Annotated in this window: 10 protein-coding genes; 2 read left to right on the top strand and 8 right to left on the bottom strand. The window is 73.4% G+C overall.

Going from position 1 to position 9,358, the window contains the following annotated elements; all coding sequences use genetic code 11:
* The first annotated feature begins 256 nt into the window (after positions 1 to 256).
* Positions 257 to 1,303, top strand: a complete 1,047-nt coding sequence (locus tag IO39_RS39185; protein ID WP_245642536.1) for an AI-2E family transporter — start codon at positions 257 to 259, stop codon at positions 1,301 to 1,303.
* Here IO39_RS39185 and IO39_RS39180 read toward each other — a convergent pair.
* Both IO39_RS39180 and IO39_RS39175 read right to left on the bottom strand, forming a co-directional pair.
* A complete protein-coding gene (locus IO39_RS39180; protein WP_043635066.1) occupies positions 1,274 to 2,002 on the bottom strand; it encodes a DUF6597 domain-containing transcriptional factor in 729 nt (242 codons plus the stop codon). The two genes, IO39_RS39185 and IO39_RS39180, sit on opposite strands and share 30 nt — an antisense overlap.
* Before the next feature lie 15 nt (positions 2,003 to 2,017).
* Positions 2,018 to 2,902, bottom strand: coding sequence for a hypothetical protein (locus tag IO39_RS39175; RefSeq protein ID WP_043635064.1), 885 nt, complete (start codon positions 2,900 to 2,902; stop codon positions 2,018 to 2,020).
* An 83-nt stretch (positions 2,903 to 2,985) separates the two neighbouring features.
* Here IO39_RS39175 and IO39_RS39170 point away from each other — a divergent pair, with 83 nt between their 5' ends.
* Complete coding sequence (locus IO39_RS39170; protein ID WP_043635060.1) at positions 2,986 to 3,405, top strand: hypothetical protein; 420 nt, start codon at positions 2,986 to 2,988, stop codon at positions 3,403 to 3,405.
* A gap of 84 nt (positions 3,406 to 3,489) precedes the next feature.
* Here the strand turns inward: IO39_RS39170 and IO39_RS39165 are convergent, their stop codons facing one another.
* From IO39_RS39165 to IO39_RS39140, 6 genes are read right to left on the bottom strand one after another with little or no spacing between them, the layout of a single operon-like run.
* On the bottom strand, positions 3,490 to 4,689 hold the full coding sequence (locus tag IO39_RS39165; protein ID WP_043635058.1) for an ABC transporter permease: 1,200 nt from the start codon (positions 4,687 to 4,689) through the stop codon (positions 3,490 to 3,492).
* Positions 4,686 to 5,531, bottom strand: coding sequence for an ABC transporter ATP-binding protein (locus IO39_RS39160; protein ID WP_439331499.1), 846 nt, complete (start codon positions 5,529 to 5,531; stop codon positions 4,686 to 4,688). Before IO39_RS39160 ends, IO39_RS39165 begins: the two co-directional genes overlap by 4 nt.
* Entirely contained in the window at positions 5,528 to 6,667 is a 1,140-nt protein-coding gene (locus IO39_RS39155) for a peptidoglycan-binding domain-containing protein (protein ID WP_245642535.1), read from the bottom strand. Before IO39_RS39155 ends, IO39_RS39160 begins: the two co-directional genes overlap by 4 nt.
* Positions 6,664 to 7,227 (bottom strand): hypothetical protein, encoded by a 564-nt coding sequence (locus IO39_RS39150; protein ID WP_052423936.1) that lies wholly within the window; start codon positions 7,225 to 7,227, stop codon positions 6,664 to 6,666. The genes IO39_RS39155 and IO39_RS39150 overlap by 4 nt, the downstream gene beginning before the upstream one ends.
* 24 nt (positions 7,228 to 7,251) lie before the next feature.
* Positions 7,252 to 8,658, bottom strand: coding sequence for a sensor histidine kinase (locus IO39_RS39145; RefSeq protein ID WP_043635052.1), 1,407 nt, complete (start codon positions 8,656 to 8,658; stop codon positions 7,252 to 7,254).
* On the bottom strand, positions 8,655 to 9,332 hold the full coding sequence (locus IO39_RS39140; RefSeq protein ID WP_043635049.1) for a response regulator transcription factor: 678 nt from the start codon (positions 9,330 to 9,332) through the stop codon (positions 8,655 to 8,657). Before IO39_RS39140 ends, IO39_RS39145 begins: the two co-directional genes overlap by 4 nt.
* Positions 9,333 to 9,358: the final 26 nt, after the last annotated feature.

The following is a 9,358-nucleotide window of genomic DNA, read 5'->3' as shown; positions in this document are numbered from 1 at the left end:
TTCAAGTCTCTGTCAAATTGACCGGACTCGCTCGACCTGCGGGAATTAAGCGCCGCCCCCTTTCGGAGACAACCCCTCTAACTTACCAGCCGATCCGAGTGGGCGCGCACGCCGCACCGAAGCGGTGGAGTCTGGAGGTGCCCCCGAGTGAGGCCGACGATCACCGCCGTCCTCGTGGGACTGGTGAACTCTATGTACGCCTCCGGGAACCGTCAAATCGATGATTCGCCCCTCCCCCTCGGGTAGGTAGGGGGACGTGCGAGATCAATCCGTGCCCAGGGCGCTCATCATCCTGGTGGGGTTCGCCGCCGCGGTGGTCGTGCTCTTCGGCATCCGCGAGGTCGCCTCCATCGTCGGCCCCGTCGTGCTCGCCCTGGTGCTGGTCATCGCCGTCTCCCCGGTGCGGAGCCGGCTGGCCGCCGGGCACGCGCCGGTCTGGCTGCAGGTGGCCGTGCCGTTCCTCATCGTCGTCCTCGTGCTGCTCGGCATGGTCGGCATCCTGACCATCTCGGCCACCAGGCTGGCCTCGTTGCTCCCGACGTACACCGACCAGTTCGACCGGCTGCTCGCCGACGCGCGGCGCTGGGCCGCCGCGCACGGCCTGGGCAACGACGTGATCGAGAGGGGGCTGCAGGCGTTCGACCCCGGGCGGGTGCTCGGGCTGGCGCAGAGCCTGCTCGGCAGCCTGATCGGGGTTCTGTCGGCGCTCTTCCTCATTGTCGTGGTGTTGCTGGCGATGTCGCTGGACGCGCCGACGACCGCGCGAATCCTCACGAACGGCGAGGGAAATCGGCCGCAACTGGTGACGGCCCTGGCGGAATTCGCGCACAAGACCCGGCGTTATCTCATCGTCTCCACCGTGTTCGGGCTCATCAACGCGATCCTCGACATGGTCGCCCTGTCGTTGCTGGATGTTCCGCTGCCGCTGTTGTGGGGCGTGCTGGCGCTCATCACCAATTACATTCCGAACGTCGGATTCGTCATCGGGCTGCTGCCACCGGCGATGCTCGCCCTCCTGGACGGCGGCGTGAAGACCATGCTGCTCGTCATCGCCGCCTATATCGTCATCAATGTCGTCACGCAGTCGTTCATCCTGCCCAAATTCCTGGGCGACGCCGTCGGGCTCTCGACGACGATGACGTTTCTCTCGCTGCTCGTCTGGACTTTCGTGCTGGGGCCGCTGGGCGCGATCCTCGCCATTCCGCTGAGCCTGCTGACGCGGGCGCTGCTGGTCGACAGCGACCCGAGCGCGAAATGGGCGCAGGCGCTCGTGTCAGGCAAGCTCCCGAACGCGAACGGGTGAGACCAGGCTGCTCAGCGGCACCCCGCTCAGCCGTTTGACGTCGTGGGCGAGGTGGGCCTGGTCGGTGTAGCCGGCCACGACCGCCACCTCGGCCTGGGGGACGCCCGCGCGGGCCAGCCGCAGCGCGTGCTGGAAGCGGACGATGCGCTGCAGGGTCTTGGGCGCGTAGCCGAAGGAGGCCACGCTGCGGCGCTGGAGCTGGCGCTCGCTGTAGCCGAGGTCCCACGCGACCTCCGCCACCGTGCGCCCCCGGCCCAGGGCGGCGGCGATGGCCGGCGCCACGGGGTCGGGGCCCGCGCCGCCGGCCAGGCGCCTTCTGACCGCGGACTGCAGGGCGCGCAGCCGCGCCTCCACCCCCGTCAGGGCCGGCCGGTCGGTCAGGTCGGACACGAGGGCGCGCAGGGCGGGCAGCTCGGTGAGCGGGACGCGCCGGTCGCGCAGCTCCTTGAGCGGCAGGCCGAACAGGTCGCCCGCGGCGCCGGGCCTGAACCGGACCCCCACCAGCGTGTCGCCCGCGCCCACCGACGTCGGCATGGGGCCGGTGTCGGGCCCGGCCACGAACAGGCCGGAAGGCCCCCAGATGAGGTCGACGCAGGCGTCGGGCACCACGAGCTGGGTGAAGGTCGTCCCGCTGGTCCGGTGCCACCCGCAGGCGATCCGGTCGGCGAGATCGGGGCTCGGGGGCCGTTCCTCGTACATGCCCCCCAACGTACGTCAGCCCACCGACAGAACCGCCCCAGGTGGGAAGCCCGGCAGGCGGCCGTAGGCGCGCAGCGTCTTGAGGCGTTGCACCGTGAGGTAGCCGCCCCACTCGTGCTCCACCGCCGGCGTCCACATCTGCCAGTTGGGCCCCCAGCCCCCTTCCGCGGACTGCGCGGCGGCCAGCGCGTCGAGGTGGGGGTCCAGGACGTCCCGCGCGAACAGCGGCAGCCGCGCCGGCTCGGGCGCGAAGTCCAGGGGGTGGTGCACGTGTCCCTCCGCCTCCAGGTCGAAGGTGACGGTGGCGAGGATGGTGTCGCGCAGCCGGGCGAACTCCGCCTCCGCCCGCGCCCGGTCGGGGACGTGCTCCAGGAACGTCAGGACGGCGAGCGTGTCGTACGCCCCGCACTCCTTCAGCTCCTCGATCCGCGACCAGCAGAAGTCGGTGGCGGTGGTCAGCCACGGGTGCGTGACGCCGTGCTTGTGCAGCAGCCCGGCGATCGAGGCCGTCGGCACGAGGCTGCCCGGCGGGTCGTCGTCCGTCTGCCACCAGGGGGCGCGCGGCGTGTCCCGGACGGACGGCAGGACGAACGGCACCCCGCCGTCGGGCGTGGTGACGGAGGCGAGGTAGTCGCAGGCGGCGGGCACCATGGGCGTGCCGAACGCGTCGAGCTCGTCCAGGATCCAGAACGCCACCTCGACCGGTTCGGGCTGGCTGCCCGCGCCGCGCAGGTCGGGTTCGAGCGCGTGGCCGAACCCGCCGTCGGCGTTCTGGTAGCAGCGCAGCACGTCGAGCACCCGCTCGCGGGAGCCGCCGCGGAACAGCGCCTCGAAGCGGAGCCGGTCGATGAGCCGGGCGTGCAGCTGCAGATATCGCTCGGCCCGATCCAGTACGTGCATGTCAGCCAGTCCTTCCCTCAGTTGCGGCGACGACTGCGACGTTATCCGCCCGCCCGGCCGCCCGGCTTGTAACAATCGGACACGTGGAACAACGGCGCTGGGACATCGACGAACGGTTCACGGGCGTGAGCGACGCGACGGCGATGCTGCCGGCCGTGCACCGCCTGGAGGAGGCGATGCGGACCGGCGGGTGGGTGACGGAGGAGCCGGAAGCGCACCTGCTGCCCCATCTGCGGCGCGCGCCCGGCTGGGAGGTGCTGGGCGAGCGGCTGCTCGGCGACGGGTTCTACGAGGTGCGGGCCCGGCCGGACGAGCGGCTCCAGGGGATCGACGAGCATCGCGCGGTGATCAGGCTGCTGTCGGTGATCGCCGAGCCGTCCTTCCTGGTACGGCAGGCGGGCCCCGGCATGTACGAGTGCGTGACGGGCGTGCTGCCCGGCGACCCGCCGGGGACGTACAAGTCGCACGGGCACCTCGTCCGCGTCATCGTGGTCCCCCGCTGAAGCCCGCCCGCCCGCGTCACCGTGGCTCCCCGGCTCCCCGGCTCCCCGGCTCCCTGCGGAGGGCCGCGCGGTCGTGCGCGTTCGTCACGGCGTGGCCAGGGCCTCCGTCGGTGACATCCGCGCGGCGCGGACCGCCGGGTAGAAGCCGGCCAGGCCGCCGATGACGAGCGTGGCGAGCACGCCGCCCAGCATGGCCCAGACGGGCACGATCGCCGGCCAGCCCTGCAGCCCCGCGTACGCCGCCGTGACGCCGATGCCCAGCAGCACGCCGCCGATTCCGCCGATGGCCGACAGCAGCAGCGACTCGGCCAGGAACTGCAGGCGGATCTGCCCCCGGGTGGCGCCCAGGGAGCGGCGCAGCCCGATCTCCGCGCGCCGCTCCAGCACGGAGATCACCATCGTGTTCGCCACGCCCACGCCGCCGACCAGCAGCGCGACGCCGCCGAGGCCGAGGAGCAGGGCGTTCAGCGCGGCGTCGGTGGCCTGCTTGGCGGCCAGCACGTCGGAGGGCCTGGAAACCTCGACCTCGTTGGGCCTCTCGGGGTTGGCGGTGGCGGCCAGCACGTCGCGCACCTGGACGACGTGCTCCTCGCGGGCCCTGGCGTAGACCGTGGTCGCGTACCCGTCGAAGCCGAGCCGCTCCTCCGCGACCGGCCAGCCGACCAGGGCGGCCGTGTCGATCTCGGGGGCCAGCGGGGCGGGGGCCAGCACGCCGACGACCGTGAACCACTGCCCGCCCAGCCAGACCCGCTGGTCGGGGCCGGCCCGGACGACGCCCAGCCGGTCGGCGGCCTTGGCGCCGAGCACGGTCGCCGGGTAGCGGTGGGTGGCCTCGTTCAGCCAGGCGCCGCTGACGACGGCGGCGCCGGCGTCGCGGACCAGGTCGAGGCGGGCGGCGGTGACGGAGATGCTGCCCGTCTCCGCCTCGGGGATGTGGTCGTTGCGGTAGACCTTGGCCTCCGTGGCGCCGATCGCGGTCACGGCGGTGACCGGGGCGATCTGGCCGATCATGCCTTCGGCCTCGGCGGGCAGGTGGGACGCCTCGCCGAACAGGGACTGGCCGGGCGAGACGGTGAGCAGGTTCGTGCCCAGGGCGGCGAGCTGCCGGTTGAGGTCCTCCCGGCTGGAGGCGGAGATGCCGACGACACCGAGCATGGCGGCGATGCCGATGGCGATCCCGAGCGCCGACAGGAACACGCGCAGCGGCCGGGCGCGCAGGCCCGCGCCGCCGACCCTGATCACGTCGCGGGGGCGCAGGCGGGCGGGTTCCAGCACCGTCGTCATGCCCGCACCTCGTCCACGTCGCCCAGCCGTTCGTCCCGCACGTCCGCCGGCCGTTCCTCCCGCACGTCCGCCGGCCGTTCCTCCCGCGCGTCCGCCAGATCGATCTTCCGCGCGTCTTCCCGGGCGTCCTCCGTGCGATTCTCCCGGGCGCCCTCCGTGCGGGTCTCCCGGACGAAGGATGCGCGTTCCTCCCGCACCACGCGGCCGTCGAGCATCTCGACGCGGCGGGGCAGGGAGGCGGCGATGTCGCGGTCGTGGGTGATGACGACCACGGTGGTGCCGGCCGCGTTCAGCTCGCGCAGCAGGCTCATCACGCCCGCCCCGGCGCGCGAGTCGAGGTTGCCGGTCGGCTCGTCGGCCAGCAGCAGGCGCGGCTCGCCGACGACGGCGCGGGCGATGGCCACGCGCTGCCGCTCCCCGCCCGACAGCTCGTGCGGGCGGTGGCCGAGCCGGTGCCCGAGCCCCACGCGTTCCAGCGCCTCGTACGCCCGCAGCCGCCGCTCCCGCGGGGACGGGCCCGCGTACAGCAGCCCGTCGGCCACGTTGTCCAGCACGGGCACGCCGGCGGCCAGGTGGAACTGCTGGAAGACGAAGCCGATGACGCTCGCGCGCAGGGCGGACAGCTGCCGGTCGGTGAGGGCGGACACGTCGTGCCCGGCGACGCGGACGGTGCCGCCGGACGGCCGGTCCAGGGTGCCGATCATGTGGAGCATGGTCGACTTTCCCGAGCCAGAGGGGCCGACGATGGCGACCAGCTCGCCGGCGCCGATGCCGAGGGAGACCTCGCGCAGCGCGGCGACGTCGCCGTACGTCTTGCTGACGGCCCGCAGTTCGGCGATCACCGGGGCACCGCCACGGTGGCGCCCTCGGGCACGCCCTCGACCTCGACCTGCCCGTCGGCGAACATGCCGGTCTCGACCGGGACGTACCGCGTGCCGGCCGCCGGGCCGGAGCCCTCCACGACCTGCACGCCGTAGCCGCCCTCGGCCAGCGCGAGCAGCGCCCCGACGGGGACCGCCAGCACGTTCTCGCGCCGCTCGGAGACGATCGTGACGTCCACGGGGGCGGCGTCGTACGCCTTCTTCAGCCCGGTCACCGACACCCGCACCTCGACGGTGGTGGCGGTCTCGTTGCCGGTGGTGGTCTCGGTGGCGACCTTGCCCACGCTCGCGACCTCGCCCTTCACCGTGCCTCCGTCGGGCAGCTCCACGGTGGCCGGCATGCCCTTCCTGACCAGGTGCTCGTCGGCCACGTCGAGGTCGACCAGGACCTCGCGGGTGGTGCCGGTGGCGGTGAGCACGGGGCCGCTCGCGCTGTCGCCGAGCGCCTTGCGCAGCTCGGCGACGCGGATGCGGCCGTCGGCGACGACGACGTCGCCGGGCCGTACGGTGCCGGTGACGTCGAGGCCGAGGTCCTCCTGCCAGTCCTCGACGGCCTCCCTGGTGGCCCAGGTGAACGTGTCGTCCACGTCGAAGCCGGTGTAGCCGAGCTTGTCCAGGTTGCGTTCGAGGAGCTCGACGTCCTTGCCCTCGACGCCGTCGCGCAGCTCGCGGTAGAGGGGCATGGTGCCGTACAGGAGGGGGCGGCGGTCGGCGTCGGCGCTGTAGACGGCGCGGCCCCTGGTGATGACGGAGCCCTCGGCGGGCAGCCAGGTGATCGTGCCCTGCGACTTGCCGGTGACGGTGACGGGGGCGCCGTAGCCGAGGGTGCCGTCCACGGTCTTGGTCTGGGTGAGCGTCGTACGGGTCACCTGGGCGGTGGCGGGAGGGGTGCGGCCGGCGGCGGCCGTGCCGGTGTCACCGCCGCCGAAGCCGGTGGCGGCGACCGCGACGGCGGCGGCGAGCAGCGCGGCCCCGCCGGTCCAGGCCAGGGTCCGCAGCGGGCCGCGCCGGCGGGGCGGCAGCGCGCGGGGCGCGGGCCCGGCCTCCTCGGCCTTGGTCTCGGCCTTCGTCTCGGCCTTCGTCTCGGCCTTCGTCACTTGGCGGCCCCCATCCTGGGGAAGCTCTCGCGGCACGCCTCGAACGCCTTCTTGAACTGCGGGTCGTCGCGGCGGAAGTTGCGCGCGGCGCCGCTGCCGAAGGTGCCGTCGGGGTTGGGGTCGGGCATGTCCACGCCGTTCTTGCGCATGCAGGCGGCGAACTCGCGCATCCGGTCGACGTCCTCCGGCTTGAGCGCCTTGCGGTCCAGGAACGGCGCGTGCGCCCGGCAGGCCTCGACGGCCTCGTTGACCTTGCGCTTGTCCACGCCCTCGCCGATCAGATCGAGCCCGCCACCGCCGTCGGGGTCCGGGTCCTCCATGGGGACGCCGTGCTCGCGCATGCACTGGGCGAACTTCCTGCCCTGTTCCTGCCGGTCGGCGGTAGTGGTGGCGGTGGGCGTGCTGGTGCTGGGCGTGCTGGTGCTGGGCGTGGCGGTGCTGGGCGTGGCGGCCGGCGTGCCGGTGGCGGTCACGGAGGCGACGCCGGGGCCGCTCTGCTGGGCGCCGCAGCCGGCCGCCAGGGCGGCCAGGAGCGGGATGGCGATGATGGTCCGTCTCATGCCTGCGAATGTGCCGACCGTGTTTCAACGCGGGCTGGGAGCAGCCTCGGAGCCGGGTAACAGTACGCGGAAGGCGGTCCCGCGTCCCGGCGCGGTGTCCACGCCGACGCGTCCACCGTGGGCGCGCACGATGGCGGCGACGATGGCCAGGCCGAGGCCCGCGCCGCCGTCGGCCCTGGAGCGGCCCTGGCTGACCCGGTAGAGGCGGTCGAACAGGCGCGGCACGTGCTCGGGCGGCACGCCGGGCCCGGTGTCGGCGACCTCCAGCACCGCCATGCCGCCCGTCCTGCCGACCCTGACCGTGATGGCCGCCTCCGGTGGCGTGTGGCAGAGCGCGTTGCCGACGAGGTTGGCGGCGACCTGGCGCAGGCGGGCCTCGTCGCCCACGACCGAGACGGGGGCGAGCGCGCCGTCCAGCCCGGCCAGCCTGACCTGCCGCTCCGGCACGCGGACGCGGGCGTCGCGGATCGTGTCGGCGGCCACCTCCAGCAGGTCCACCGGGCGGCGGTCGAGCGGGCGCTCCTCGTCGAGCCGGGCGAGGGTGAGCAGGTCGTTGACGAGCACGCCCATCCTGGCGGCCTCCTCCTCGATCCGGCGCATGGCCTCGTCGGCGTCGCCACCGCCCCTGCGGTGCAGCTCGGCGAAGCCGCGCACGGAGGTGAGCGGGGTGCGCAGCTCGTGGGAGGCGTCGGCGAGGAATCGCCGCATCCGGGCCTCGGACTCGGTCCTGGCGGCGATCTCGGCGTGGAGGCGGTCGAGCATGACGTTCATGGCGGTGGCCAGGCGGCCGGGCTCGGTGTGCGGGTCCTCGGCGGGCGCCCGGCGGGCGAAGTCGCCGCGCGCGATGTGCCCGGCCGTGGCCTCCATCCTGGTCAGCGGGCGCAGGCCGAGGCGTACGACGGCGTTGGCGGCCAGCCCGAGCAGGAGCAGCACGGCCGCGCTGACGGCGACCGCGATGGCGACGGCCGAGGTCTGGGTCTGCTCCAGCTCGGCCAGCGACTGGGCGAGCACCAGGATGCCGCCGTCGGCCAGCTCGGCGGCGCGGATCCGCCACGAGGCGCCGGTGGTGCCCGGCACGGTCTGGTTGACGCCCGGCTCGATGTGCCCGACGACGGGCCGGGGCTGCCCGGGAGCGCCGCCGGAGCGGAGCGTGCCGTCCGGGTTGAAGATCATGATCTGCTGTACGGCGGCGACCCGCTTGCTCAGCAGGTCGTTCCAGCCGTGCACCGTGGCGGGCATCCGGGTGAGCGCCTGCACGGACTTGGTGCTGAACGCCTTGGTGAGCTGCTCCAGCTGCGAGTCCACGCGGTCGAGCAGGTTGTCGCGCAGCAGCGCGATGCCGACGACGTTGGACAGCACCAGGCCGAGCGCGGCCAGCCCGAGCACGGCCATGACCAGGCGGGTGCGCAGGGTCCAGGCGGCGGGTCTCACCGCGGGGTCCTCAGCGTGTAGCCGACGCCCCGCACGGTGTGGATGAGCTGCGGCTCGAACGTGTCGATCTTCTTGCGTAAGTAGTAGACGTAGGACTCGACGATGCTGGAGTCGCCGTCGAAGTCGTAGCGCCAGACGCTGTCGAGGATCTGCGCCTTGCTCACCACCCGCCCGGCGTTGGTCATGAGGTATTCGAGCAGGTTGAACTCGGTGGGCGACAGGTCGATCGGCACGCCCGCCCGCCGCACCTCGTGGGCCTGCGGGTCGAGCTCCAGGTCGGCGTAGCTCAGGACGTCCGGCTCGGGGCGGGCGCGGCTGCGCCGCAGGATCGCGCGGATGCGCAGCACGACCTCCTCCAGGCTGAACGGCTTGGCCACGTAGTCGTCGGCGCCCAGCGTCAGGCCGCGCACGCGGTCCTCGACGCGGTCGCGGGCGGTGAGGAACAGCACGGGCACGCGCTCGCCGAGCCGCCTGGCGACCTCGAAGCCGTCGAAGTCCTCCAGCATGACGTCGAGCACCACGATGTCGGGCTTGAAGTCCCTGGCGGCCGTCACCGCCTCGGCGCCCGTCTCCGCGGTTCTGACCTCGAACGACACCAGTCGCAGGGTCTGGGAGAGCAGGGCGCGGATGTTCGGCTCGTCGTCCACGACGAGCACCCTGGCCGGTCGGTCCATGCCTCAGGTCTACCCGAGCCAGTTCA

The organism is Nonomuraea candida, from assembly GCF_000725485.1.
Classification (GTDB): Bacteria; Actinomycetota; Actinomycetes; order Streptosporangiales; family Streptosporangiaceae; genus Nonomuraea; species Nonomuraea candida.
The sequence above is the reverse complement of the archived record's forward strand: the minus strand, read 5'-3'. Positions and strand labels throughout refer to the sequence as shown.

Coding starts and splice junctions, on each gene's coding strand:
- IO39_RS39150 (WP_052423936.1), bottom strand. CDS start 7,227: ATGAGACGGACCATCATCGCCATCCCGCTCCTGGCCGCCCTGGCGGCC.
- IO39_RS39140 (WP_043635049.1), bottom strand. CDS start 9,332: ATGGACCGACCGGCCAGGGTGCTCGTCGTGGACGACGAGCCGAACATC.
- IO39_RS39175 (WP_043635064.1), bottom strand. CDS start 2,902: ATGCACGTACTGGATCGGGCCGAGCGATATCTGCAGCTGCACGCCCGG.
- IO39_RS39180 (WP_043635066.1), bottom strand. CDS start 2,002: ATGTACGAGGAACGGCCCCCGAGCCCCGATCTCGCCGACCGGATCGCC.
- IO39_RS39165 (WP_043635058.1), bottom strand. CDS start 4,689: ATGACGACGGTGCTGGAACCCGCCCGCCTGCGCCCCCGCGACGTGATC.